The organism is Neisseria leonii, from assembly GCF_028776105.2.
GTDB lineage: Bacteria > Pseudomonadota > Gammaproteobacteria > Burkholderiales > Neisseriaceae > Neisseria > Neisseria leonii.
In genome coordinates this window covers 1,657,433-1,683,519 of record NZ_CP145606.1, presented here as the reverse complement: position 1 = coordinate 1,683,519, position 26,087 = coordinate 1,657,433, and the positions used below count along the sequence as shown (strand labels likewise).

The window sequence follows — 26,087 nt, the reverse complement described above, 5'->3', positions numbered from 1 at the left end:
TTCTGCACATACGGGCGGATTGCCACTCATCCGGCAAAACCCCGACACCGGCCAAACGGGCATCGGGACGGATACCGTCTCACGACACCCGCCCGTTTTACCATTCACAAAGGAAAACGACATGAAATTACTGCTGATCGGCAGCGGCGGCCGCGAACACGCGCTGGCCTGGAAACTGGCACAGTCGCCCCAAGTGTCCGCCGTATTCGTCGCCCCCGGCAATGCCGGTACCGCCCAAGAACCCAAACTGCACAATCTCGCCCTCACCGCCCATGAAGACCTGATTGCGTTCTGCCGCCGAGAAGAAATTGCCTTTACCGTCGTCGGCCCCGAAGCACCGCTGGCCGCCGGTATTGTGGACGACTTCCGCGCTGCCGGACTGGCCGTTTTCGGCCCCACCCGCGCCGCCGCGCAATTGGAAAGCTCGAAAGATTTCGCCAAAGCCTTTATGGCACGCCACGGCATTCCCACCGCACAATACCAAACGTTCGACAACGCCGAAGCCGCACACGCCTATATCGATGCCAAAGGCGCGCCGATTGTGATTAAGGCCGACGGTCTGGCGGCAGGAAAAGGCGTGATTGTCGCGCAAACGGCGGCCGAAGCGCACGCCGCCGTCGACGATATGCTGCTGGGCAACAAAATGGGCAACGCCGGTGCGCGCGTGGTGATTGAAGATTTTCTGCAAGGCGAAGAAGCCAGCTTTATCGTGATGGTGGACGGCGACAACGTACTGCCAATGGCCACCAGCCAGGACCACAAACGCCTGCTCGACAACGACCAAGGCCCCAACACGGGCGGCATGGGTGCGTACAGCCCCGCGCCGGTGGTTACCCCCGCCGTTTACCGCCGCGTGATGGACGAAATCATTCTGCCCACGGTGCGCGGCATGAAGGCCGACGGCAACGAATTTACCGGCTTTTTATACGCCGGCCTGATGATTGATGCCGCAGGCGCGCCCCGCACGATTGAATTCAACTGCCGCTTCGGCGACCCTGAAACCCAGCCGGTCATGAGCCGCTTGGACAGCGATTTGGCCGAACTGGTGGCCGCCGCTTTGGCGCGCAGGCTCGACAGCGTCGAAGCCCGCTGGAAAGAAGAAACGGCCGTGGGCGTGGTGCTGGCGGCGCAAAACTATCCCGACAGCCCGAAAAAAGGCGATGTCATTACCGGTATCGAAGCGGCCGACAGTGTGGGCAAAGTTTTCCACGCGGGCACTGCCGCCGACGAAAGCGGCCGGATTCTGACCGCCGGCGGCCGCGTGCTGTGCGTGGTGGGGCTGGGACAAGGCGTTGCCGAAGCCAAAACCCGCGCCTACGCCGCCCTGTCGCATATCCATTTCGACGGTATGCAGTACCGCACCGATATTGCCGACAAAGCCGTCAAGCGGCTGTAAGCCGTTTTCAGACGGCCCCATGACCATACAGACCTGCATACTGCCGGATGCGGCACTGCAAAACCGCTCTGCGTCATTCAGACGGCCTGATGCCGTCTGAATGCCCCTTATCCCGACCATTCCCGTTGATGCTCCGGCAGCCTCCCGATGATGTGGCAGACTATCCAGCAATTTTTTCTCAACCCGCCGCTGCGCACCGACATTGCTGCCTCGCTGCTGTTGCTGCCCGCCATCTGGCTGCTGCGCGAGCTGGCGGTGCAGCTGTATTTCCGCCGCCACCCCGATCTGGACATCGAGGGCAAACGGCGGGTGCTGGTGGGCAGCCGCAATGTGGGTCTGCTGCTGTTTATTTTCGGCCTGTTTGCCGTGTGGGCGGCGCAAATCCAGACTTTCGCCCTGTCGATGGTCGCTTTGGCCGCCGCCACCGTGCTGGCGACCAAAGAACTGATTATGTGCCTGCTGGGCAGCCTGCTGCGCTTTACCACGCGGCAATATTCGGTGGGCGACTACATCACGGTTAATCAGATGCGCGGCCGCGTGGTCGATATTAATCTGTTCAATACGCTGATGATGCAGATCGGCCCGCACGACTTAATCGGCCAGCTGTCCGGCAAAACCATCTCGTTTCCCAACAGTCTGCTGCTCTCGGCTCCGGTGTCGCGCGACAATACTTTGGGCGCGTATGTGGTGCACACTTTGGATATTCCTGTGCCGATCCATCTGGATTCGGATCAGATTATTCCCGTTTTGGAAGACGTGCTGCACCGCGCCTGCGATCCGTATATTGCGCAGATGACGGAATATTTCGAAGCCGTTCAGGTGCAGACCATGTTTATCACACCGGCCGCCGTGCCGCGCGTCAGCCGCGTGCCGCACGACGACAAGGTTTACCATATCGTCGTGCGCTTTGCATCGCCGCTGCCCAAACGTCTGGAAATCCAGCAGGCGGTACTCGATGCCTATATCCGCGTGCAGTACCGCCTGCTCCATCCCGGGCAGACGGCATAGTTTCACGCGTAAAAAAGCAGCGGAACATGCCGCTGCTTTTTTGTCTGACACCTCAGCCGTCTGAATCCGCCGCCCATACAGACGGCCGTCAGGCCGTCTGCAACAGGCCGTCGGTGATGCCGCGCCACACGGCCGATTCAGGTTCGCCCTCCTGCCGTCTGCCGAAAATCTGAATCACGGTTTTGCGGCGGCGGTCGAAGCCTTCCACACAGGTGACGAATCCGTCGCGTATCGGGCGGCGCACCACCCAGGTTTCGGCGATTTCGTCGTCTTTCAGATGCAGGCTGAAACCTTCTTCTCTGCCGTCGAGCACATTCAGATAACCGCGCGCCCGCACGATATTGTGTACCCGGCCGGTCTGAATCTGAACAATGCCCCGATTGCCGGAAAAAATCATGATTTCCAGGCCTTGTTCTTTCGCCTGCTCCAACACCTGCTGCCAAGCACCCTGATCCAACAGGCGGGTGCTGCCTGCGGGGGCATGGCGGTAGGCGGCTTGACGGTCCAGGCCGAAAGTTTCCAGCAGACCGCCGAAGTGATGTACGTCTTTCAATTCCGACCAGCGTTCCCGAAAGGCCGCTTCCCTATCGGGAGACAAAACCGCAGCAGGTTCGACAGGCGGCCGCTCTCCGCCGAGGAATTCAGGCCGGGAGGCCGTCTGAAAAGCCTCAATCAATGCCTGCCATTCGGATTCGCGGCCGTCTTCTTTCATAAATACTTTCTGAATAGCGGTACCGAATTCATCGTAAAACTGCACCGAACGGCCGACCCTGCCGCCTTCGTGCGACGTAACCGCCAACACATGATGCCAGCGTGCAGCAAAAATACGCAGGTCGATACCCCCGATATTGATGGCAATGCCCGAAGCAGGCGAAATGCTCACATTTTCATAGACACCCTGCTTTTCATGTACGCACACGCTGTTGCGCACCACACACTGCACCCGTCCCAAAGTGTGCAGCCGCAGCACAATATCGCGCACCGCCTCTTTGCCGCCGAGATAAACCGTTTCCGGCGCGTCCGTCATCAGTGCGCCTTCGCTCACCCCCAAGTCGGCCGCTCCTTCGCGGGGGAAATACATCCCCTGCCTGTGTGCCTTGTTTTCCTGATACCGCTGCCAGAGATTCATTGCCGTTTTCCTTTCACAACCGGCTTTTCAGACGGCCTTGACGGGCTTTATGCCGCAACAGGCCGTCTGAAAACGGTTTCGTTAAAACTTAATCTGCACCGTCGCCGCCACATTGCGGCCGCTCATGCTGTACAGATCCATCACGGGCGAGTCGGCCATACCGGCCACATCGGCGTGCTGCCAGTATTTTTTGTTGCCGAGGTTGTACACGTTCACGCCCAGTTCGACGTTTTTCGCCGGTTTATACCATGCGCCCGCATCCCACACGCCGTAGCCCGGCGTTTTGAAATTGCGTGCATCGCTGACGCGTTTCTGCTTGGCCGCCCAGCGCAGTTTGGTTCCCGCGCCCCATTTTTCCTGCACATAATCCACGCCGGCCACGCCGTTGAGCGGATAGGCGGTATCCAGTGCCTTGCCCGCACCGTCTTTGCCGCGCATCCACGCGATGCTGCCGTTCAGCTGCCATGCGCCGCCCAAGCGGTATGCAGCGGCGGCTTCGATGCCGTAGGTCTGCACTTTGTCCAGATTTTCGAAACGGAAGACCATCAGGCGGTTTTCCCTGCCGATAAAGCGGCGGTTGATAAAGTCGCGGTAACGGTTGTGGAAGGCTGTCAGCTGCACCCTGCCGTCTGCCCCTTTATATTTCAGCCCCAGCTCGAAGCTGTTGGAACGCTCGGATTTGAGGCCTGCGTTCGGTACGATTTTGTAACCGTGGCGGGTGTTGGAAAACGACATGGTGGCCGAATCGAAAGGCGGTGTGCGGAAGCCCTGCGAATAGGTGGCAAAACCGGTGAACGCCGCCCCCATCGGCCAGCTCAAACGCAGGCTGGGCGTTACCGCGCTGTCGCGGAAATCCTGCGGCAGGCTGGCGGGTTCGGCATTCAGATAGGCCTGATCGATTTTCGGTTTGAGCCTTTCGGATTCGTAACGCAGCGCAGGGGTCAGCACCAAGCCGCTGCCGCCGAATGTGATGCTGTCCTGCATGTAAATGCTGAATGTGCGCCGCTTGCTGTCGGGGAAGGTTTTGTTGGGGTACAGGCTGCCTGCATCCATTTTGTCGGTCGAGCCGTCGGCCTTGACCGTCAGGCTGTCGCGCATCCGCTCTGTGGCAACCTGTCTGGCTTCCGCCCCTGCCACCACAGTGTGTTTCAGGCTGCCGGTCTCGAAATCCGCCACAGCACGGGCGTTGATGCCGCCGGCGGTTTGGTTGAACCCGTAATCGGCATAGCGGGTTTTGCTGCCCTCAGAGCGGCCGTTTTCCGTTTCCGAACCGGTACTGACCGTATCGTCCTGCGCATCCAGCTGCTGGCGGTACAGTGCGATTTCGGCCTCTTTCAGACGGCCTTCGCCCGTGTAACGGTACCCCAGCCCGATGCGGCGGCGGCGGGCGGAGTCATGGGCTTCGGCCCGTGTCTGCTCAGTCGTTATCCGTCTCGGACCGCGCTGAACCGTGCTGCTGCCCAGCGTGTTGAGCAGGTCGGTATCGTTTTTGCGGTAAAACTGCTCGAAGACGGCTTCGATGCGGTGGTTTTCATTGCCCGCGCTGCCTTTGGCCAGAATATTGTAGCTGCGGTTGTCCTGCGGGTTGTTTTTGGTACGGGTGCCGTCGCGGGTATCGGTGCGGCCGAGATTTTCGGTTTCACGCCCTTTGCGGCGGGTCAACATCAGCAGACCTTCGGCATGCTCCGTATAGCCCGCCGCCGAAGCCGTTACGCCGTGGCTGTTGTCGCGGCTGCGGTAGCCGTATTTCAGGCCGAAATGATAGGGCTTTTCGGCATCGACAAAATCGCGCGGCGCATAGGCGGACAGATTGACCACCCCGCCCAAAGCGTCGCTGCCGTAAAGCGCGGAATACGGCCCTTTGACGATATCCGCCTGTTTGAGCGTGTCCGGCTCGACCAGATCGCGGCCGGATACCGCGCCGTTACTGCCGCCGCCCGCATACGATTCGGGCAGGCGCACACCGTCCACCATCATCAGAATGCGGTTGCCGTCGATACCGCGTATGTTCACGCCCGCATGGCCGCGCCGCGTTTGGTCGGAAGGCACGTCCACACCCGCTTCGTATAAAAACACATCGTCCAGATTCGCGGCGGCAGCCTGATTCAGCGTCTGGCGCGACACCACCGCCACATTCGGCGCGGCCTGATCGAGTTTTTGCGTATGGCGGCCGGCGGTTACGGTAACGGTATCCAACTCGGCAGCGGCAGCCGCGTCTTGCGCCAGCGCGGCCGGTGCGGCCAATGCCAGCGCAACGGCATAAGCGGCAGGTTTGATCTTCATGATATTTCCCCATTTCAGACGGCCGTTCCGGAACCGTACGGCCGACTCTTAACATTTCGATATAAACGATAACAATTATTATTATATGTTTCAGGCCGTCAAAAAGCAACTGCCGATGCCGCCGCAGGGGCAAGGCCGTCTGAAATCCGTGTTTCGGAAACGGCGGAAATACAAAAGCCGGACGATTGTCCGGCCTGAATCTGCCCTCCGCTTATTTTTCTTCCGTTTCCGGCGGTCCGGCCTGCCCGGCCAGATTACGCACATGCTCCTCGGCCAAAGCGACATCGAAATCGCGGTTTTCAGCCTCGTTGCGCGGATCCAGCTCGGCCGCCATCACCGCGGAAGTGCCCGGCATATTCACAAACACGCTGCGCTCCTCTTCCGGCACGGCGGGCTGACTGTAAGCAAAAACGGCCAACAGCGCGCACAGCAGCAGATAATAGCCGTAAAAACCGTAATCCGGCGCAAACTGCAACACCACGCCCAGCACCACCGGCGCGGTCAGCGAACCCAAACCGTAACAGAACAGCAGGCTGCGGCTGACTTCGACCGTATTCATATTATTGGGCAGACGGTCGTTGGCGCGGGCAATGCTCAGGGCATACAGCGTAAACAGGCCGCAGCCGAATACGAATGCGGCCGTATAATGCACCGCCGGCGCGGCATACCCCGCCGCCATCAACACCAGCATCACCGCAGCCGCCGCAGCCGACAACAGGGCGCAGCCCAAGATGGCATTCCGGCGGCCGTATTTATCGGACAGTTTGGCCAGCGGCAACTGCACCAGAAAGCCCCCCACCATCGCCGTAGTCAGAAAGGCGGAAATCTGCTGTACAGAAAAGCTCTGATGCAGCAGAAACACCGATGCCATCGTGAACAGGCCGTTTACCAGCATACCGCCGAGAAAACTGGTCACAAAAGCCAGCGGCGCAATCGCCAAAACGCGCGGCACATTGATTTTCTGACGCGGCGGGATTTCGGGCGCTTTCATGCGCGTGAGCGATACCGGCAGCATCGCCCCCATCACCAGCAGCGTCCCCAAGAGAAAAATATTGTCGCTGCCCAAATTCAGGCTCAGCAGCAGCAGGCCGAGGGTAAAGGCCGAGTAGTAAACCAAATTGTACACCGCCAGCACTTTCGCCCGCTTCTCCTGCGCACTCTGTTCGGCAAACCAGCTTTCCACCACCATCAGCATACTGAAATAGCAAAAGCCCAGCAAAACGCGCAGAATGCCCCAAACGGGCAGGTATTCGGTCATCAGGTGCGCCAGCGCGGCCATGGCGAAGACCGCACCGAATACGCTGAAACTGCGGATATGGCCGACATTCGACACAATGCGGTGCGCCAATACGGCACTCATCGCCGCACCGAAAAAGAAAGCGGCATTGAGCGCGCCGATGGCAATATTGTTGACCCCCATCTGCGCCAGCTTCACACCGGCCGAGTTCAAAAACAGGCCGAATCCGGCAAACAGGAAAAATACCGAAGCAAACAGGGAATAAAAACGGTTGGACAAGGTCTGTATCATTTCGCGCTCTCTGTCAAATGGGCAGAAGGCCGTCTGAAACGGCAGCATACGTTTTCAGACGGCCTTTTTCCGTTAATCGAAACGGATCACATATTTCAGCTCGCCGCCCCACGATTCGGAACCGACACGGGCAATGGCCTGAATCGAACGGGTCAGCCGGTAAATCAGCTTCACCGACTGGCTGGCACTGTTGATGCCGTATTCGTAGCCCAGATACAGCTCGTTGGTCAATTGCTTGCCCACTGTCAGCACCTGTTCGGCCGGGTTCAGCTCGCCTGTCTGGGCATTGCGCGTCCGCTGGCTGGTAAAGCCGAAATTGTCCACCAGGCCGATGCGGTCGTTGATGCTGCCCGCCAGCCAGGCACCGGCGGCGGCAGCCAAAGCCGCTTCGTCCCCGTCGCTGCCCGAGCTGGCGCGGTTGAGAATCAGCCACGAAAGTTTGTCTTTCTCACTCATCGGCTCGTTGGCGACCAGCGTAATGCGCGGATTTTCCAGATTGCCCAGCACTTCTACGCCCGCCCCCACCGGCGAAAGGTTGCGGGTGGCGCGGATATTCAGGTTCGGATTATTGAGCGGGCCGACAAAGGAAATCGTGCCTTTTTCAATGTTCAAATCCTGTCCGTAAGCCTTATAGCGGCCTTTGACAATATTGACCGTACCCACGCCCTGAACATCTTCGCCCGGCCGCGCAGTAAGCGTCAGCTTGCCGCCCAACGTCACGTCCAAACCTTCGCCGCTGAAATAGAAGCGGTCGTTCAAATCGAGTATCAGATTCAGGCTGATCGGCGTGGGCGCACTTTTCTCTTTCGGCGGTTCGCCCAAAACCACCACATCGTCGCCCAACGCCGGCATACCGGAACGCTGGAAGCCGAAACGCCCTTCGTCGGCTTTCAGGCTGCCCGTCAGCGCGACACCGGTTTTCTCGGTATAAATCAGTTTGGCATCACCGCTGAGCGTGAGCTTCCGGTCGGGCCGGTCGAGTGCTTCGTAACGGTCGAACAGGGCGGCGACATTGACATCGGGCCTGCTGCCCGCCAGATTGACATCGCCGCTGAGCGTAACGGTTCCGCCGCGTTGGAAGCGCAGAGCATCGATAATCCAGCGGCGGCCGGCCAGACGCGAGCGCAGGCTGCCGTTGTCCAGAATCAGCCCCAGTTCGCGGTTGGTGTAATACAGGTTATCGCCGTTGAGCGTGCCGTTGAACTGCGGGTCGCCCACACGGCCGCTGATGGCGGCACTGCCCTGCAAACGGCCGCGCAGGGTCTGGCCGATGGGCATAAAGCTGCGGAACACCGCCAAATCGGGCGCATTCAGGCGGATATTGCCGCTGACCGGCGCGCGCGCGATGTCGCCGCCGAACTGCTGATGAATCAGCACATTGCCGTCGATACTGCCGTAACGCGTCGTACCGTTCAGACGGCCTTCGATGCCGCCGTTCTGAAAACGTGTGTTCAGCGCCAAATCGGCCAAGCCGAGCGACTGGTTGCGCTCGGAAAAGACAATGTCGCCGCTTTGGCGGCGGATGTTGGCATACCCGCGCATATTGCTGCTGTACGACAAATCCCAGTCGCCCGCCAATACCAAATCGTGTTTTACCGGCGGCTCGTAGAAATTGTGCAGCTGCGCCATGTGCAGATTATTGGCCGAACCTTTGGTGCTCAAACCGTCTTTTGCGTCCCAGACAAAACGTTCCAGATTCAGGCTGCCGCCCATAGCCGCCCATCGGGACGCACTCATGGCGACACGCCGGGCACCGGCCTCCAACTGCATCGGATTTTGCAGCGTCAGACTGAACGCCCCGCCCATATCCAGTGTGCGCACCGTGCCTTTCCAGTGATTATTCTGCCGCTCCAACCCGCCTTCGGCCGCCGCATTGAGACGGTACGGCTTGCCGCCGGCCTGCATATTGCCCTGCACGCGTATGGTGTGGCGCAAGCCCGTACCCCGGATATCGGCATCAAGCTGATCGATACGGGTGGGCGAACCTTCGCCGGGCAGGATAATCGAACGGCCTTCGGCGCGGATATGGAGCGGACGGCTGTAATCGGGCGAACCGATCAGGTTGAAATCCAGCTGCTGCACCTGTACCGCACTGCCCGCGCGCAGATTGCGCACACTGCCTGTCAGATCGGCATCGAGTTTGTCGGGTTCGCCCGCCAGATAGCCCTGTGCATTCAGAGAACCGCCCAAACCGAAACCGAACTTGTCCAATTCGGGGGCTGCGATATGGATATTGAGTTTGTCGCCGCTTTTGCCGAAACTGCCGCCGGTGCGGATTTGGTTGCGCCCCAGCAGAATGTCGCTCACGGCGCGTGCCAAATGCTGTTTCTCGTACAATACATCGGCACTGCCGCGCAAAGGCACGCCCGAGAGCGTGCTTTCGGCAAATTTCATTTTGCCCGAGAGTGTCAGGTCTGCCAGCTCGCCGTTCAGGGCGATTTCGCCGTTCACATTGCCGAGGGGAAAATCGGGATACAGTTTGGCCGGATTGAACTGCCTGCTGACAATATCCAGTTTCAATGCCCGGCGGTTGAAGAGCTCCAACTCGCCCGCCAGCGTCATTTCGCCGCCGTTTTGCGGTCGGATGTGCGCATTGGCCAGTCTGACCGTGCGCTGGCCGTTTGCCGTATCCGTTGCCACCAGCGCCTCGCCGCCGATTTCGGCACGGCGGCTGTCGAGCAGCCATAAAAGCTGCGGCTCGCTGTATGTGCCGCGCAGCTGCAACTTGCCGTTGAGCGTGTCGTCAAACTGTCGTCCGATCACATCCGCAGCCGACACATCAGACAGTCCGGTATCGAGGCTCAGGGTTTGGGCGGCCGTATCGGTTTGTCCGCTCAACGATATGCGGCCTTTGCCCAACAGCCGCAGCTCCGTATCGCGGAATGCCAGCACACCCGCCTCGTCCAGGCCGAAGCGGCCGCTGAAGCGGCGTACGGGTATCGCCTGCCGGTCGGCCGGTGCGGCCGCGCGGTTTTCCAGCTCAATCAAGCCTTCCAGAGCCATGCCCTGCTTTTCAGACGGCATCAGAGAGGCATCAAAATCCAAATCGGCCTGCGGCAAATCGGGCAGAAAATCGGCCGGATTGAGATTGCGGCCGGTGATTTTCGCCGATGCAACCTTATCCGCCACCGCCTCGGCAAACGGGCTGACTTCGGCCGCCACATTCAGCCTGATGTTACCGCCGGCCAAATCGGCGGCCAGCACCGCCCGTTCCAAACTGCCCGACAAACCGGCTTCGCCCTTGACCGGCGTATCCGACAACACGCCGTCGCCGGTGATTTTGCCGTTCAGGGCAAAGGGGGAAACGGTGTTCAATACCATTTCGCCCCGGTTGACTCCCCACGGCGTTTGCAGTGCGCCCAAAGTCAGGCGGTGGTCGGTGCGGTCGTAGCGGTATGCGGCCTCCGCCATCGACACCAGCACATTGTCTTTACTGCCGCTGGTAATTTTGCCCACAGCCAAACTGTCAATCTGCACGGCCAGCGGCAAATCGATGCTTTGCGGCAAAACCGACGGCGGCGTTTCTTTCGGCGGGGACGGGCGGGTGGCGGCGATATGAATGTCGCCCAGCGTGATACGGTTGATATGCAGCAGGCGGTTACGCAATGCGCCCGGCTGCCATTGCAGGCCGATGCGGCTGATTTCCAAATCCGCCGTCGGCGTTTTTACCGTCCAATTGCGCCCGTCGAAACCGTCCCACAAGGTGCCGCTGAGGGTTTCGCTCTGAATCTGTACGCCCGCGATTTGCGGCAGGCGGTAAAGCCCGAAACGCAGGCCGGACTCCGTGGCCGCCAGCCATACGGCAGCACCTGTCAGGGCCAGCGCGGCCGGGACGGCCAAGGCCAGCGGGATTTTCCACCACCGTCCTGACTTTTTCGGCGGTTCCCTGCGCGGCGGCAGGCCGTCTGAAACAGTGCTTGGTTCTACAATCGTACTCATCGTCGGTTTTTCAGATACTGTGTCGGTTTAACGGTTTGCCGCTTGCGGCGGACAGACTTAGAAACGGGTGCCCAAACTGATGTGCCAGCGGATTTTTTTGTCGTTATGCCCGTAGGCGATGTCGAACGAGAACGGTGCCACCGGGCTGAACCAGCGTACGCCCAGACCGGTACCGTGTTTGAACGTCAAATCTTTGAAACTGCCGGAAACCGCGCCCGTGTCGTGAAAAACGGCAGCCGAAAAATTGCGCGTTACCGGATATTGGTATTCGATGCTGGCGACCGCCATCGCACGGTCGGGGAAAACCGATCCGTCGAAACGCTCGGCCAAACCGATACTGTCCAATTCATAACCGCGCACCGATGTAGCGCCGCCGGTACGGAACAGCAGCGTGGACGGAATCTGGTATTTGTCGCCGGTACGCACATAGCCGAATTGGCCGCGCGCTACAAGCGTCCCCAGCTGCTTGTCTTCCGGCGTGAAATAATAGCCTGCGCGTCCGGTGATCCGCTGCATGGCGGAAGAGGACAGCAGCGATCCGACGGTCGAACCGATTTTGCCGTCCAGATAATAGCCGTTTTGCGGCCGCTGCTGGGTTTCTATATTCTGGCGTTTCCACGATGCGGTCAGCATGGTGGCATAGGAATTGCCCAAATCCAGCTTCATATCGGGCAGGCGGGTATTCTCGGAAATGTATTCCACACCCAACCGCGACTCGATGCCGTTGCGGTCGCGCACATACCAAATACCGCTGTTGACGGTGCCGGTTTGCAGGCTGCGCACCGTACTGCGCTTATAGCCGAGGCTGGTCGTCCAATAAGTGCCGTTGCTGCGGCGCGGCTGGCTGATACCCAGCGACAGGCTGGTTTCGTAACGGTCGGCATCGGCCACCACCGAGCCGACATAGCCCTTGCCGAACAAATCGTAATAATCGTAACCGATGCGCCCGCCCGGCCCGTATTCCGAATCGTAGCGCACACCCAGCTCCAAACGCTGGCGCATCACCTCGGTTACGTTCACTTTCACCGGCACCCGGTTGTCCGTCAGATTGTCGAAATCGGCCTGCACCGAAGCACCGGAATAGTGGCTGTCCTGTTCCAGCGACTGCTGGTAGTCCAGCAGTTTGTCCAAATCATACGGATCGCCCGGCTCGAAACGCGCCATGCCGCGCACCACACGCTCGGGATAACGCTTCACGCCGCTGATGTCCAGTTCGCCGAAATAAATCGGCTGGCGGCTGTCCACGCTGACGGCAATATCGGCCGTATGGTTGTTGGGATTGATGGTGGCTTGGGAATGACTGAGCACCGCCAGCGGATATTTTTTGCGTTTGACGGCCGACAGCACGGCACTTTTACTGCTGTTCCACAGAGACTGGTCAAACCCCTCCCCCACGGGCAGCACCCAGTTATCCATCGCGGCACGGTAATAGTCGCCCAAATTCTCGTCCTGCAACACATCACCGGCAATCGCCACGCCGACATTGTCGATTTTGGTTTGCGGGCCGGGGTCGAGACGGACGGCAAAACGGTTGCCCGTCCGCCCGACGGAAGAAGCGGCAGAAAAATACCCCTTGGTACGCACCATGGTTTTGATATGTTCGGGCGCCTGCTCGGCCAAAAAGGCGATTTGCTCTTCGTCCAAATCCTCCTGACGCTGCTCGGTAATCAGCGGCAGATGCTCTTCCAGCATCTTTTTCAACTGCCCGTTATCCGTTTGGATTTCAACAGGATATTTAGGCTCCCTGATTTCCGGACGGACGGACGGGGCGGCATCTCCCGCCGTCTGCTCCGTCTGAGCCCACGCGGCGGTCGGCAAGCCGGCCAGGGCAGCCAGCACCCACACCATCACTTTGTGTTTCATCATAAGCGGGATTCTGTCGCAAGATATGGATAAATTTGCGATTTTAGCACCAACTACTTACCACTACCGACATTTTTTATCGCGTTTTACATACTGTTCCCGCAGACGGCCAGGCCGTCTGAACCGTTACCGCCCGCTATCCAAAAGCAAAACTTTCTCTTAAAATGTAATTTTCCATTAACCCTGTTCTTTTTTCAGGAGCACTGTATGAAACAGAGCCATCCCTTTTGGGCTGCCGTCAATCGGTTCAGCCTGGTTCAACAGATTATTATCGGTCTGATACTCGGCATTCTCGTGGCGGCCGTTTCGCCGAAAGCCGGCCTGGCCTTCGGCATTTTGGGCGATATGTTTGTCGGCGCACTCAAAGCGGTTGCACCGGTTTTGGTGTTTGTGTTGGTAACGGCTGCCATCACCCAGCACCGCAAGGGGGGGGGGCAAACCCGAATCAAGCCGGTTTTGGTACTGTATCTGTTCGGCACGTTCAGCGCGGCGGCCATTGCCGTGGCGGCGGCACTGCTCTTTCCCACCCAAGTGGCACTGGTCAGCAACACGGCCAATCTCGCCCCGCCCTCCGGCATTGTCGAGGTGTTGAAGAAACTGCTGATGAATCTGGTGGCCAACCCGATTAACGCGCTGGCCAATGCCAACTACATCGGCATTCTGGCTTGGGCGCTGCTGTTCGGTTTCGCCCTGCGCCATGCAGCCGACAGCACCCGCGCATTGGTTGCCGATGCAGCTGAGGCCGTCTCATCGATTGTCAAATGGGTCATCCGCTTTGCGCCGCTGGGCATTTTCGGTCTGGTTGCCGCCACCATCGCGGAAACGGGCTTCGGTGCGTTGGGCGACTATTTCCGACTGCTTGTCGTACTGGTGGGCTGTATGCTGTTTATCGCTCTGGTGGTCAATCCGCTGATTGTGTGGTTCAAAATCCGCCAAAATCCGTATCCGCTGGTGCTGACCTGCCTGCGCGAAAGCGGTATCACGGCGTTCTTTACCCGCTCTTCCGCCGCCAATATTCCGGTCAATATGGCTCTGTGTAAAAAACTCGGCCTGAATGAAGACACATATTCGGTATCGATTCCGCTGGGCGCCACCATCAATATGGCCGGTGCGGCGATTACCATCACCGTTCTGACGCTGGCTGCCGTATATACACAGGGCATTCCGGTCGATTTCTTTACCGCCCTGCTGCTGAGCCTGGTGGCTACTGTCAGTGCCTGCGGTGCATCGGGCGTGGCAGGCGGATCGCTGCTGCTGATTCCGCTGGCATGCAGCCTGTTCGGCATCAGCAATGATGTGGCCATGCAGATGGTGGCCGTCGGCCTGATTATCGGCGTGGTTCAGGATTCGTGCGAAACCGCGCTCAATTCGTCCACCGACGTGCTGTTTACTGCCGCCGCCGATATAGCGGAACGTCGAAACGGCTGATACCTGATGCCGGCAAAAAAGGCCGTCTGAAAACGCTTGATAATGCGTTTTCAGACGGCCTGATATCTTTCAGACTCAAAAGAGCCTAATAAAACCGCACAGTATCTTTTGATACTGCTTTTGCACGCCACGCCAAAACCGGCACGGCAACAGCGGCAAACTCTCTATGCAAACAGAATCCGCGCAGCCGCTTGATAGACAGCCCGATACAGAGTGTGCCTCACCCTATCCATTCCACCCCGGACAGTTGCGCAGTCCGCACGGCCTGCCTGATGGCCGCAAGTGCCTTCGGGCGTGTGAAATTGCGCCGGTGCACCAGCACAATCGTACGCTGCGGCGGCCGGTCGAACGGTATAATGCTGAACAGCATATGGTCGTTTTCCGTCAGCGCGGTGGCCGGCAGAATGCTGATGCCCAAACCGCTGGCCACCATATGACGGATCGTATTGATGGAGCTGCCCTGCAAGGTATTGGTCAAGCCGGATATTTTCTGGCGCGCGGCCAACTCGCTGCAACTGTCCAAAACATTGTCGCGCATACAGTTGCCTTCGGTCAGCAGCAGTACCTGCTCCCGGGCCACATCTTGGCGGCTGACCGTATCGCACGCTTCAAACGGATGCCCCTTCGGCACAATCACAAAAAACGGCTCCCGATACAGCGGCTCGCAGACCAGCCCCGGTTCACTGAACGGCTCGGCCGCAACGACCACATCCAAATCGCCGCACTTGATCTGCTCCACCAACGATGCCGTGTAATTTTCTTCCAGCATCAGCGGCATATTCGGCGCAATGCCGCGCAGCGATAAAATCAGCTTGGGCAGCAGATAAGGGGCAACGGTAAAAATCAGCCCGAGTTTGAGCGCGCCCGCCAACTCGTTTTGCTCTTCGCCCGCCAGATGGCGGATTAAGTCGGCCTCTTCCAATACACGGCGGGCCTGGGCGACAATCCGTCCGCCCGCTTCGGTCATCATCACTTCGCTGCTGCCGCGCTCGAACAGCAGCACACCCAGCTCTTCTTCCAGTTTTTTGATGGCAATCGACAGCGTCGGCTGGCTGACGCTGCACCGCAGTGCCGCCCGCCCGAAATGCCGCTCTTGCGCCACGGCCACAATATAGCGTAATTCGGTCAGGGTCATGGCTCAGACCTTTTTCTGCTCCGGCAGCGTGATATTCAGTTCCAGCACATCCACACCGTCCTGTTTTTCCTGTGAAATCCGTATGTCGTCGAGCGACACACGCACATATTTCGACAGCACTTCCAACAGTTCTTTTTGCAGCGTCGGCAAATAGTCGGGTGCCTGCGCCTTCACGCGCTCCTGCGCGATGATAATCTGCAGGCGGTCGCGCGCCACACCCGCCGTTTTCTGCTTCTTGCCGAACAGCATGTTGATTAAAGACATATCAACCTCCGAACAAACGTTGGAAGAAGCCTTTTTTCTCGGCACTCAGAAAACGCATTTCACGGTTTTCGCCCAGCAGGCGCGCAATCACGTCTTTATAGGCTTCGGCGGCGGCCACACCGTTTTGGTGAATCACCGGCTCGCCCGCATTGGAAGCCTGCAACACATTTTGCGATTCGGGAATCACGCCGATGAGCGGAATACGCAGAATATCCTGAATATCCTGCACCGACAGCATTTCCTCTTTTTCCACACGCTCGGGCGAATAGCGGGTAATCAGCAGATGCTCTTTGACGGTTTCGCCTTTTTCGGCTTTGCGCGATTTGCTCTGCAAAATGCCGACGATGCGGTCGGAATCGCGTACGCTGGATACTTCGGGGTTGGTGGTAACAATCGCTTCGTCGGCAAAATACAGTGCCATCAGCGCGCCCTGTTCGATACCGGCGGGCGAATCGCAAATCACAAACTCAAAACCCATCTCACCGGTTAATTCGTCCAGCACTTTTTCCACGCCTTCGCGGGTCAGCGCGTCTTTGTCGCGGGTTTGCGAAGCGGGCAGGATAAACAGATTGTCGCAGTGTTTGTCTTTAATCAATGCCTGATTCAGCGTGGCTTCGCCCTGAATCACATTGATCAGGTCGTACACCACGCGCCGCTCGCAGCCCATAATCAGATCCAGGTTGCGCAGGCCGATATCGAAATCGATAACGGCGGTTTTGTGGCCGCGCAGGGCCAGCCCGGAAGCAATGCTGGCGGAAGTAGTGGTCTTGCCCACACCGCCCTTGCCGGAAGTTACAACGATAATTTTAGACACAACGGTCTCCTTTTCTTGTCAAACTGTTGTTTTTACATGACACGGCGGCATCAAACGGCCGCTTCCGTTTTACCAGGCGGCCTGAAAGCAGTCAGTTTTCAGACGGCCTTTCCGACAGTCAGTCTTCAATCGCACTGATGACCAGCCGGTCATCCTGCAAATAAACCTGCACCGGCTTCTTGTGCAGATGCCCGGGCAGATCCTGCTCGAAGTTGCGGTAAATGCCGGCCACGGATACCAGCTCGGCCTGCATGGAGTGGATAAAGATGCGCGCGTCCCTGCGGCCGTCCGCACCGGCCAGCGCGCGGCCGCGCATCGGTGCATAAACATGGATATTGCCGTCGGCAATGATTTCCGCCCCCTCGCTGACCACGCCGGTAACAATCAGATCGGCACCTTCGGCATACACCTGCTGGCCGGTGCGGATGGATGTGGACACGAAAACGGTGGGGCGGTTGATGACGGTGGTCGGCACCGGCACAGTCTCAGCCGGTTCGGGAATGTCGCCGTAACCCGCTTTATTGGGGATACTGAATGCCAGCCCGTTTTCCGCTGCGGCCTGCGCCCACGCCTCGTTTTCGTGGCGCAGCGCACACACGGTCAGGCCGTGGCGCGCGAATACTGCCAAGAGCGCGGCCAGGTCGGTATCCTGCGGCTGGGCAAACGCCTGCATATCCAGCAGCAGCGGCAGCTGCATGGCCCGATAACGCTGGGCGGATTCGGCCAAGGTACTGTCCAGGCAGCCGGCATCTCCGTTTTCCACTAAAAACGCCAGCGCGTCCAAACGGGCGGATTTAACCTTAAATGCAGCATTCATAGCGTTACCATAGGATTTTTCAATAGGCGGAAGTTTACCCTGCTTTAAGGCGGAAAACAAACGGCGCAACGCGCGGTGCAAGGGGCAAAAATGCCGTCTGAAAAGGGCGGAAATGCTTTTCAGACGGCCTGACGTGTTTGTCCAACCAACGTGCGCGATGTCGGGAAGCGGCTATTTGCCGATGCAGAAGCGCGAAAAAATCACGCCCAATAAATCGTCGGCGGTAAATTCGCCGGTGATTTCGCTGCACGCGTTCTGCGCCAGCCGCAAATGCTCGGCCAGCAATTCGATTTGCCGGCTGCCGCACAGCGCGGCCAGTTCCAGCTCGGCCCCGGCCGTTTTCAGTGCGGCCAGGTGGCGGCTGCGGGCAAGGAACAGCCCTTCGCTCTCGCCCTGCCAGCCGACTTCTTTCAACAGTGCCTGTTTGAGCAAATCCAGTCCCGAACCGGTTTTGGCGGACAACTTGATTAAACAGTCTGCACCGCTTTGCGGCGTGAGGCCGTCTGAAAACACGCCGGCCGTTTCGCCCGTCAAATCGATTTTGTTGCGGATTTCGATTTTTTTCAGCGTCGGCGGCAAATCGGCCAAAACCGCCTGAGTCTTGGCGTTGAGGCCGTCGGACGGATCTATCAGAATCAGGGCTACATCGGCTTCGCGCACCGCCCTGCGGCTGCGTTCGATGCCGATTTGCTCCACCACATCGTCGGTGTCGCGCAGACCGGCGGTGTCGATAATATGCACGGGCACGCCGTCAAGCGTAATCTGTTCACGGACGGTATCGCGCGTCGTACCCGCAATATCGGTCACAATCGCCACTTCGTCGCCCGCCAGTGCATTGAGCAGGCTCGATTTGCCGACATTCGGCGCACCCGCCAGCACCACGCTCATGCCCTCGCGCAGCAACGCGCCCTGCTCGGCACTCTGCAATACGGTTTTCAGACGGCCTTGCAGACCGGCCAGCTTGCCGCGCGCATCGGCCGCTTCGAGAAAATCGATGTCCTCTTCGGGAAAATCCAGCGTGGCCTCCACCAGCATACGCAGCGTAATCAGGTCGTCCACCAGCGCATGAATATGCTGCGAAAACGCGCCCTTGAGCGAGCGCACGGCCATGCGCGCGGCCGACCGGCTGGACGCGTCAATCAGATCGGCCACACTCTCGGCCTGCGCCAGATCCAATTTATTGTTGAGAAACGCGCGTTTGGTAAACTCGCCCGGCTCTGCCGGCCGCGCGCCCAGTTCCAGACAGCGCGAAAGCAGCATCTGCATCACCACCGGCCCGCCGTGTCCCTGCAACTCAATCACGTCCTCTCCTGTAAAGCTGGCGGGCGCGGCAAAATACAGCAGCAGGCCGTTGTCGATCGGCTGCCCGTTTTCATCGACAAAATCGGTGTACACGGCCGTGCGCGGCACGGGTGTTTTGCCGCCGCTGATGCGCTGCGCCAAGGGCAGCAGATTTTTGCCCGACAGACGGATCACACCCACTCCGCCGCGCCCGGCAGCGGTGGCGATGGCGGCGATGACAGGTTGGGAAGCAGTATCATTCATATCGAAATTTCATCATTGATCAGGCCGTCTGAAATACCGCGTATTTCAGAAAACCGAAGTTTAAGGAAGTTTAAAAAGCATACCGATCATCAAATCCTAACCGGCAATCCGGCCATGTTTTGATGCCATACCGCCCAAGCGTTTTTGACACTGCCGCAGCGCAACCGCCACAGACAAAACGCTGCCGCAGATAAACGCATACAGACAGGATTCGATGCCGATACCCCGGCGGTCAAACAGAAAATACAGAACCACGCCCGCGCACCAGGCCGACTGCGTCCGATATTTGTCCCCCAGCCCCCTGGCCAGCGTGATACCCGCCATCATCAATGCTTCCAACGCGGTATAAACCAGAACCGGCCCCATATTGCCGCGCAACAGCGTCAGAACATCGCGATCCAGAACATCCAGCCAACCGGCCTTCATGCCCAGTAGCGGCAGCCCCAACGCAATCAGCAGCACAACCGCACCGTTCAGGCAGGCAACCGCCAAAATACCGCCGATTTCCGCAGCACGCTGCCCGGCCAAAGCAATAAAGGCATGGGTAAAAACCGCATTGGCCGCCAGCGACAGCAGCATGGCATAACCGGTGATGATTTGGAACGCCGCCACTTGCGCAGGACTGTATTTCAAAAAGCTCAGTAAAACCGTTATCACAAATTTCTGGATAAAAAACAAAGCTGTAATATACAGGCCGTAATCGAAAATTTCGCGCGCGTGTTTTCTGTCTGCCGCTGCCGACGGCGGCCGTCCCGACCAAATTACCCCGAGCATCGCACAGCGTACGGCCAAAAACGCCACGGCAAAGGCAACGGCCGCCTCCCAACCCAACAGGCCGGAAACGGAAAAATAAACCAGCAGCAACAGCGGTACGGCCGCCGCCGCACAAAAATTATTCAGCGCCACCTGCCTGCGCCCTTCATTATAGGCACTGACCGCATAATAAACCGCCGTTATCGGGATCGCGGCGGCAAACAAAAAAAATAAGGATTGATATTCATACAATCCTTCGACATAAACCGCAAACGCAAAATAGCAGACATATCCCGCCACCGCCGCAAGCGAGGCCGCCCCCGTAACCAGCAGCCCCGAACCGAAAGTCAGCGGATTGCCGCCTGCCGAAAAATAGCGGACCGCCGTCATAAACCCCAGCGGCAGGGCGGAAAACGAGGCAAACAGCGAATAAAACAAGGAATAGCGGCTCAATTGCAGTTTGTCCGCACCTGCCGCCATCATACCTATGGGCAGAAAATACAGCGCGGCGGGCGTGATTCTGTCGATAAAGAAACTGATCGACAGACGGGTTTCTCCGCAGTAATTAGAAATCAACTTCATACATATATTCTCCAAATTCTGCAAAATAAATATCTTGGGTTTCGGAAAAGCTTTAATACAGATCTTTGCGACCTTCCTCACCCCGCATACCAAAATAAGGAAAATGATGCATAAAATATCCATAAATATTCATGCAGTCATTCAAGTATGCGCGCGTATCGAGAATATGGTGATGCCATATTTCATCCACCTCTATCGAAGGAACCAGCTTAACAGTCGCCTCATCATGATATTTAAAAAGTAAATACATGAAATTCTTATATTGTCTGATTGCATCTTCCGCCCCCTCCTTGCTCCACACTCAGGCTATATTTGGATCTTTCTGAGTAATTTTTCTGATAATCCACTGAAAATCCAAATGATCCACTTTCGCCATAAATTCTTTTTTATCCATCAGTCATCTCCCCAAATTTAAAAAATGGCTAGGCGAACCTAGCCATTTCTTTATTTAAAGCCTTGCTTCATTACAGCAGGCAATGTGCAGGTTTTGCTTTTTACGCATTTTATTCTGCTAAATGAATTAATCATCCATATGCCATATGGATAAGTAAAATTTAACGAAAATTTACAAGTTAATCAATTAGTTTTTTAGGATATAAGCTCTATACAAATAGACTTTCCGTAAACGCATACATCAAAAATAGCTAGCCAACTGCTTTGCCTATCAGTCAGTAGCCACCAATAATCATGCTTTTTTGACAAATTCCGATTTCAGATTCATCGGCGTGCCGTCAATTTTGCAGGATAAGTTGTGATCACCCTCCTGCAAGCGGATACCTTTCACTTTGGTACCCTGCTTAATCACCATCGACGAGCCTTTGACTTTTAAATCCTTGATCAAGACCACTGTATCGCCGTCGGCCAGCGGCGTACCGTTGGCATCTTTCACCACCACCGCATCTTCATCGGCCGCCGTTTGTCCTTCCTGCCATTCATGGCCGCATTCGGGACAGACCAGCTGGATACCATCGTGATAAGTCAGTTCAGAGCAGCATTGCGGACAGGCAGAATAAGACATAGGAAAACTCCAAAAAATGATCAGGCAGTTTTGTCAGCTGCACCTGCATGGAAAAAGCCGCCTTTTCAGACGGCCTTTTTTATTTGCCGCCAGTTGCAAGGCCGCAAAATTTTACCATACGCACGGACTTATTTCACTTGGCTGCCGATCACGCCGCCCAGAGCCGCACCACCCAAAGTGGCACCGGTGTCGCCACCGATCAGGTTACCCGCAACGCCGCCGATAACCGCACCTGTGGCAGCATTGCGCTGGGTAGTCGTCATGCTGTTACACGCAGTCAGTGAAGCAGCAATAGCTAAAAGTGTCAGTGTTCTTGCAAATACGTTTTTCATTATCTATTTCCTTTCTGAATCATTGAAAAAAACAGCCGGATGCGTTACGCTTGTCCCTTTACAGGATGCAATGCGCACGAAAAGCCAGAATAAACGCAAACCGCCCGCTATGCCGTTAAAAAAATTAAAGGTATGTTCATGTCTGCTTATGCCCGGATTCATATACTCCATCTGCTCTGTACCATTGCTTTTGCAAGCGGTATCATTTTTGAAGCCTTGGTATTGAGAGCCGCCTGCCTTCGCCGACCCGTCGTGAAACCGAATCGGTACTCTCCAAACAGGCCACACGCGTCATACCGCTTACCGTAGCCGCACTGTTTGTATCGGGCATCTGCATGCCAGTTATGCGCTATCTGTCGGCATTCGCCGCACCGACTGCCGCACCGTGCAACATGTAACTGACGCTGAAAATCTTGCTGGCAGAACCGGTCTTCCTACATTTCCTGTTTGCCTGCCGTCCGTAAAATATGCAACGGCACATAGGCCCACGCCTAGTCGCGCTATCCGCATCGCGGTATTGTGTCAGGTATTGATCATTATTATTCTGGCCAAATCAATGTTTTATCTGACTTGGTAGGCCGTCTGAATTCTGTTGCTCCCTCTTTTCATTTTTATTTTTACAGCACAGTTCTGGACGGAAGTAACCCGCCACACCCCGCATAGCGAAACAGCAAAGGCCTGGCTCCGCTGTTACGGTCGTTTTCTGTTTCAGCCCTGACCGGCCTTACCCTAATCCCCACCCTACCCACCTACCTCAGGCCGTCTGAACAGCGCAGGCCGGATACCCGTATCCGCCCCCCTTATCCGCCCAAGCTGCCATAAATCAGCACATAAAAGCAAACCCCCGCACATTGTGCAGGGGTTCTGAATTGGTGTCTGGCGGTGACCTACTTTCACATGGGCATCCACACTATCATCGGCGCTGGTTCGTTTCACGGTCCTGTTCGGGATGGGAAGGCGTGGGACCAAACCGCTATGGCCGCCAGACATAAACTGTACAAACCGGAAAGCCGTTACGCTGTTGCGTTTATTTATTGTTTAATCAACTGGTGATGAAGTATTTCATCAGTAAGCTTAATCTTTGAGCATCAAAGTGCTTCAAATGATAGAGTCAAGCCTCACGGGCAATTAGTATCGGTTAGCTGCACGCGTTGCCGCGCTTCCACACCCGACCTATCAACGTTGTGGTCTACAACGACCCTTCAGGAGGGTTAAACCCTCAGGGAAGTCTCATCTTCAGGCGAGTTTCGCGCTTAGATGCTTTCAGCGCTTATCTCTTCCGAACTTAGCTACCCGGCGATGCGACTGGCGTCACAACCGGTACACCAGAGGTTCGTCCACTCCGGTCCTCTCGTACTAGGAGCAGCCCCCGTCAAACTTCCAACGCCCACTGCAGATAGGGACCAAACTGTCTCACGACGTTTTAAACCCAGCTCACGTACCACTTTAAATGGCGAACAGCCATACCCTTGGGACCGACTACAGCCCCAGGATGTGATGAGCCGACATCGAGGTGCCAAACTCCGCCGTCGATATGGACTCTTGGGCGGAATCAGCCTGTTATCCCCGGAGTACCTTTTATCCGTTGAGCGATGGCCCTTCCATTCAGAACCACCGGATCACTATGTCCTGCTTTCGCACCTGCTCGACTTGTCGGTCTCGCAGTTAAGCTACCTTTTGCCATTGCACTATCAGTCCGATTTCCGACCGGACCTAGGTAACCTTCGAACTCCTCCGTTACGCTTTGGGAGGAGACCGCCCCAGTCAAACTGCCTACCATGCACGGTCCCCGATCCGGATCACGGACCTGGGTTAGAACCTCAAAGCCACCAGGGTGGTATTTCAAGGACGGCTCCACAGAAACTGGCGTCTCTGCTTCAAAGCCTCCCACCTATCCTACACAAGTGACTTCAAAGTCCAATGCAAAGCTACAGTAAAGGTTCACGGGGTCTTTCCGTCTAGCAGCGGGGAGATTGCATCTTCACAACCATTTCAACTTCGCTGAGTCTCGGGAGGAGACAGTGTGGCCATCGTTACGCCATTCGTGCGGGTCGGAACTTACCCGACAAGGAATTTCGCTACCTTAGGACCGTTATAGTTACGGCCGCCGTTTACTGGGGCTTCGATCCGATGCTCTCACATCTTCAATTAACCTTCCAGCACCGGGCAGGCGTCACACCCTATACGTCCACTTTCGTGTTAGCAGAGTGCTGTGTTTTTAATAAACAGTCGCAGCCACCGATTCTCTGCGACCCTCCAACGCTTACACCGCAAGGGCTTAACGTCAAAGGGCATACCTTCTCCCGAAGTTACGGTATCAATTTGCCGAGTTCCTTCTCCCGAGTTCTCTCAAGCGCCTTAGAATTCTCATCCTGCCCACCTGTGTCGGTTTGCGGTACGGTTCTGATTCAACTGAAGCTTAGCGGCTTTTCCTGGAAGCGTGGTATCGGTTGCTTCGTGTCCGTGGACACTCGTCGTCACTTCTCGGTGTTATGAAGACCCGGATTTGCCTAAGTCTTCCACCTACCGGCTTAAACAGACTATTCCAACAGTCTGCCAACCTAACCTTCTCCGTCCCCACATCGCATTGAATCAAAGTACGGGAATATTAACCCGTTTCCCATCGACTACGCATTTCTGCCTCGCCTTAGGGGCCGACTCACCCTACGCCGATGAACGTTGCGTAGGAAACCTTGGGCTTTCGGCGAGCGGGCTTTTCACCCGCTTTATCGCTACTCATGTCAACATTCGCACTTCTGATACCTCCAGCACACTTCTCAATGCACCTTCTACGGCCTACAGAACGCTCCCCTACCATACCTTACGGTATCCGCAGCTTCGGTTACAGATTTGAGCCCCGTTACATCTTCCGCGCAGGACGACTCGACCAGTGAGCTATTACGCTTTCTTTAAATGATGGCTGCTTCTAAGCCAACATCCTGGCTGTCTGGGCCTTCCCACTTCGTTTACCACTTAATCTGTCATTTGGGACCTTAGCTGGCGGTCTGGGTTGTTTCCCTCTCGACACCGGACGTTAGCACCCGATGTCTGTCTCCCGAGGAACAACTTGATGGTATTCTTAGTTTGCCATGGGTTGGTAAGTCGCAATGACCCCCTAGCCATAACAGTGCTTTACCCCCATCAGTCTCTTACTCGAGGCACTACCTAAATAGTTTTCGGGGAGAACCAGCTATCTCCGAGTTTGTTTAGCCTTTCACCCCTATCCACAGCTCATCCCCGCATTTTGCAACATGCGTGGGTTCGGACCTCCAGTGCGTGTTACCGCACCTTCATCCTGGCCATGGATAGATCACTCGGTTTCGGGTCTACACCCAGCAACTATCCGCCCTATTAAGACTCGGTTTCCCTACGCCTCCCCTATCCGGTTAAGCTCGCTACTGAATGTAAGTCGTTGACCCATTATACAAAAGGTACGCAGTCACGGAACAAGTCCGCTCCCACTGTTTGTATGCATCAGGTTTCAGGTTCTGTTTCACTCCCCTCCCGGGGTTCTTTTCGCCTTTCCCTCACGGTACTGGTTCACTATCGGTCGATGATGAGTATTTAGCCTTGGAGGATGGTCCCCCCATCTTCAGACAGGATTTCTCGTGTCCCGCCCTACTTCTCGTATACTCAGTACCACGCTTGAAATTTCGAATACGGGGCTGTCACCCACTATGGCCGAGCTTTCCAACTCGTTCTTCTATTTCAAGCGCTATCGTATACAGGCTCCTCCGCTTTCGCTCGCCACTACTTGCGGAATCTCGGTTGATTTCTTTTCCTCCGGGTACTTAGATGGTTCAGTTCTCCGGGTTCGCTTCGCTAGTCCTATGGATTCAGACCAGGATACACATTGCTGTGTGGGTTTCCCCATTCGGATATCACCGGATCATAGCTCTATTGCCAGCTCCCCGATGCTTTTCGCAGGCTTACACGTCCTTCGTCGCCTATCATCGCCAAGGCATCCACCTGATGCACTTATTCACTTGACTCTATCATTTGAAGAACCTTTCGACTTCGCCTTACCCGGCGTTGACTACCCGGTAAAACTTAAATTCTCTACTCTGATAAAGCTTACTGCTTTGTTGTGAGTAGTTTGTGCCTTTTGTCTTCCACAAACTACTTGATACAATCATCACCCAAATTCTGTTCCGATTTGTTTTACGCCTGAAATACTGTTGCATCAGTATTTCAAACCAAATCAGACAGTGTCTTTGTTTGTTGATTTCGGCTTTCCAATTTGTTAAAGATCG

The 26,087-nt window shown here is 56.6% G+C and carries 17 protein-coding genes and 2 rRNA genes; 3 read left to right on the top strand and 16 right to left on the bottom strand.

All coding sequences use genetic code 11. The features are described 5' to 3' along the window. Positions 1-121 precede the first annotated feature (121 nt). A complete protein-coding gene (gene purD / locus ORY85_RS08030; RefSeq protein WP_274571652.1) occupies positions 122-1,396 on the top strand; it encodes a phosphoribosylamine--glycine ligase in 1,275 nt (424 codons plus the stop codon). A gap of 150 nt (positions 1,397-1,546) precedes the next feature. Next, positions 1,547-2,404, top strand: a complete 858-nt coding sequence (locus ORY85_RS08025) for a mechanosensitive ion channel domain-containing protein (protein WP_274571752.1) — start codon at positions 1,547-1,549, stop codon at positions 2,402-2,404. Between the two features lie 88 nt (positions 2,405-2,492). Here the strand turns inward: ORY85_RS08025 and ORY85_RS08020 are convergent, their stop codons facing one another. The 5 genes from ORY85_RS08020 to ORY85_RS08000 all read right to left on the bottom strand — a co-directional run bounded on the left by ORY85_RS08020 (position 2,493) and on the right by ORY85_RS08000 (position 13,149). Next, entirely contained in the window at positions 2,493-3,533 is a 1,041-nt protein-coding gene (locus ORY85_RS08020) for a ChuX/HutX family heme-like substrate-binding protein (RefSeq protein ID WP_274571651.1), read from the bottom strand. Between the two features lie 81 nt (positions 3,534-3,614). After that, positions 3,615-5,816 carry a TonB-dependent hemoglobin/transferrin/lactoferrin family receptor gene (locus ORY85_RS08015; RefSeq protein ID WP_274571650.1) on the bottom strand — a complete coding sequence of 734 codons (2,202 nt, stop codon included), beginning with the start codon at positions 5,814-5,816 and terminating at the stop codon, positions 3,615-3,617. Between the two features lie 211 nt (positions 5,817-6,027). Next, positions 6,028-7,344, bottom strand: a complete 1,317-nt coding sequence (locus ORY85_RS08010) for an MFS transporter (RefSeq protein WP_274571649.1) — start codon at positions 7,342-7,344, stop codon at positions 6,028-6,030. Positions 7,345-7,416: 72 nt separating this feature from the next. Next, on the bottom strand, positions 7,417-11,283 hold the full coding sequence (locus ORY85_RS08005) for a translocation/assembly module TamB domain-containing protein (protein ID WP_274571648.1): 3,867 nt from the start codon (positions 11,281-11,283) through the stop codon (positions 7,417-7,419). Between the two features lie 57 nt (positions 11,284-11,340). Next, positions 11,341-13,149: an autotransporter assembly complex family protein gene (locus tag ORY85_RS08000; protein ID WP_274571647.1), complete on the bottom strand. Its 1,809-nt coding sequence runs from the start codon at positions 13,147-13,149 to the stop codon at positions 11,341-11,343. 204 nt (positions 13,150-13,353) lie between these two features. Between ORY85_RS08000 and sstT the strand changes: the two genes are divergently transcribed. Beyond that, positions 13,354-14,574: a serine/threonine transporter SstT gene (sstT, locus tag ORY85_RS07995; protein ID WP_274571646.1), complete on the top strand. Its 1,221-nt coding sequence runs from the start codon at positions 13,354-13,356 to the stop codon at positions 14,572-14,574. Positions 14,575-14,794: 220 nt separating this feature from the next. On the opposite strand, the gene ORY85_RS07990 is transcribed toward sstT, so the two are convergent. The 11 genes from ORY85_RS07990 to ORY85_RS07945 all read right to left on the bottom strand — a co-directional run bounded on the left by ORY85_RS07990 (position 14,795) and on the right by ORY85_RS07945 (position 25,826). Then, positions 14,795-15,709 (bottom strand): LysR substrate-binding domain-containing protein, encoded by a 915-nt coding sequence (locus ORY85_RS07990; RefSeq protein WP_274571645.1) that lies wholly within the window; start codon positions 15,707-15,709, stop codon positions 14,795-14,797. Positions 15,710-15,712: 3 nt separating this feature from the next. Further along, positions 15,713-15,973, bottom strand: coding sequence for a cell division topological specificity factor MinE (minE, locus tag ORY85_RS07985; protein WP_274571644.1), 261 nt, complete (start codon positions 15,971-15,973; stop codon positions 15,713-15,715). Between the two features lies 1 nt (position 15,974). After that, the gene (gene minD, locus ORY85_RS07980) at positions 15,975-16,787 is read right to left on the bottom strand and encodes a septum site-determining protein MinD (RefSeq protein WP_274571643.1); all 813 of its coding nucleotides are present in this window, start codon (positions 16,785-16,787) and stop codon (positions 15,975-15,977) included. A 118-nt stretch (positions 16,788-16,905) separates the two neighbouring features. Further along, positions 16,906-17,604, bottom strand: coding sequence for a septum site-determining protein MinC (minC, locus tag ORY85_RS07975; RefSeq protein WP_274571642.1), 699 nt, complete (start codon positions 17,602-17,604; stop codon positions 16,906-16,908). A 171-nt stretch (positions 17,605-17,775) separates the two neighbouring features. Continuing rightward, positions 17,776-19,149, bottom strand: coding sequence for a tRNA uridine-5-carboxymethylaminomethyl(34) synthesis GTPase MnmE (gene mnmE / locus ORY85_RS07970; protein WP_274571641.1), 1,374 nt, complete (start codon positions 19,147-19,149; stop codon positions 17,776-17,778). A gap of 96 nt (positions 19,150-19,245) precedes the next feature. Further along, positions 19,246-20,484 carry a hypothetical protein gene (locus ORY85_RS07965; protein ID WP_274571640.1) on the bottom strand — a complete coding sequence of 413 codons (1,239 nt, stop codon included), beginning with the start codon at positions 20,482-20,484 and terminating at the stop codon, positions 19,246-19,248. Between the two features lie 52 nt (positions 20,485-20,536). Then, entirely contained in the window at positions 20,537-20,785 is a 249-nt protein-coding gene (locus tag ORY85_RS10600; protein WP_367575885.1) for a glycine-rich domain-containing protein-like, read from the bottom strand. 384 nt (positions 20,786-21,169) lie between these two features. Beyond that, positions 21,170-21,502, bottom strand: a complete 333-nt coding sequence (locus ORY85_RS07960; protein WP_274571639.1) for a zinc ribbon domain-containing protein YjdM — start codon at positions 21,500-21,502, stop codon at positions 21,170-21,172. Between the two features lie 128 nt (positions 21,503-21,630). Continuing rightward, on the bottom strand, positions 21,631-21,834 hold the full coding sequence (locus tag ORY85_RS07955; RefSeq protein ID WP_274571638.1) for a glycine zipper 2TM domain-containing protein: 204 nt from the start codon (positions 21,832-21,834) through the stop codon (positions 21,631-21,633). Positions 21,835-22,708: 874 nt separating this feature from the next. Next, a 5S ribosomal RNA gene (rrf, locus tag ORY85_RS07950) occupies positions 22,709-22,821 on the bottom strand. Positions 22,822-22,941: 120 nt separating this feature from the next. Then, positions 22,942-25,826: ribosomal RNA gene (locus tag ORY85_RS07945) — 23S ribosomal RNA — on the bottom strand. Between the last annotated feature and the right edge of the window lie 261 nt (positions 25,827-26,087).

Coding starts and splice junctions, on each gene's coding strand:
- ORY85_RS07960 (WP_274571639.1), bottom strand. CDS start 21,502: ATGTCTTATTCTGCCTGTCCGCAATGCTGCTCTGAACTGACTTATCAC.
- ORY85_RS08015 (WP_274571650.1), bottom strand. CDS start 5,816: ATGAAGATCAAACCTGCCGCTTATGCCGTTGCGCTGGCATTGGCCGCA.
- ORY85_RS08010 (WP_274571649.1), bottom strand. CDS start 7,344: ATGATACAGACCTTGTCCAACCGTTTTTATTCCCTGTTTGCTTCGGTA.
- minC (WP_274571642.1), bottom strand. CDS start 17,604: ATGAATGCTGCATTTAAGGTTAAATCCGCCCGTTTGGACGCGCTGGCG.
- ORY85_RS08005 (WP_274571648.1), bottom strand. CDS start 11,283: ATGAGTACGATTGTAGAACCAAGCACTGTTTCAGACGGCCTGCCGCCG.
- mnmE (WP_274571641.1), bottom strand. CDS start 19,149: ATGAATGATACTGCTTCCCAACCTGTCATCGCCGCCATCGCCACCGCT.
- ORY85_RS07990 (WP_274571645.1), bottom strand. CDS start 15,709: ATGACCCTGACCGAATTACGCTATATTGTGGCCGTGGCGCAAGAGCGG.
- ORY85_RS07965 (WP_274571640.1), bottom strand. CDS start 20,484: ATGAAGTTGATTTCTAATTACTGCGGAGAAACCCGTCTGTCGATCAGT.
- minE (WP_274571644.1), bottom strand. CDS start 15,973: ATGTCTTTAATCAACATGCTGTTCGGCAAGAAGCAGAAAACGGCGGGT.
- sstT (WP_274571646.1), top strand. CDS start 13,354: ATGAAACAGAGCCATCCCTTTTGGGCTGCCGTCAATCGGTTCAGCCTG.
- ORY85_RS08000 (WP_274571647.1), bottom strand. CDS start 13,149: ATGATGAAACACAAAGTGATGGTGTGGGTGCTGGCTGCCCTGGCCGGC.
- purD (WP_274571652.1), top strand. CDS start 122: ATGAAATTACTGCTGATCGGCAGCGGCGGCCGCGAACACGCGCTGGCC.
- ORY85_RS08020 (WP_274571651.1), bottom strand. CDS start 3,533: ATGAATCTCTGGCAGCGGTATCAGGAAAACAAGGCACACAGGCAGGGG.
- ORY85_RS08025 (WP_274571752.1), top strand. CDS start 1,547: ATGTGGCAGACTATCCAGCAATTTTTTCTCAACCCGCCGCTGCGCACC.
- ORY85_RS07955 (WP_274571638.1), bottom strand. CDS start 21,834: ATGAAAAACGTATTTGCAAGAACACTGACACTTTTAGCTATTGCTGCT.